This is a genomic window from Mesorhizobium sp. M3A.F.Ca.ET.175.01.1.1 (assembly GCF_004791945.1).
Lineage (GTDB): Bacteria > Pseudomonadota > Alphaproteobacteria > Rhizobiales > Rhizobiaceae > Mesorhizobium.
On sequence record NZ_SRTP01000175.1, the window covers coordinates 1 to 347 of the forward strand.

General features: G+C 59.7%; 1 pseudogene. It reads right to left on the reverse strand.

The window, feature by feature from the left end:
* Window positions 1–347, reverse strand: a pseudogene (locus EN818_RS31240) (ABC transporter permease); the annotation flags it as partial.

The following is a 347-nucleotide window of genomic DNA, read 5'->3' on the forward strand; positions in this document are numbered from 1 at the left end:
GCCCTGGAAGGCGTTATGGAAGACGACGAAGAACACCATGATGAAGGCCAGCGCCACTTTCGAAGCAAGGCCAAGGCCGAGGATCATGATGAAGATCGGCGCCAGCACCACGCGAGGGATGGAGTTGATGACCTTGATGTAGATGGAAAAGATGTCGGCGGCCATGCGGTTGCGGCCAAGCGCGACGCCGATGATGATGCCGGCAACCGAGCCTGTGACGAAGCCGAGGACGGATTCCTCCATCGTGACGTAGAGATGGTACCAGAGCGGCCCTTCGGACGTGCCTTCCGTCGTCCACTCATAGAGCCTCTGCGCGATCGCGCTTGGCGTGGCGTAGAAGAACGGAT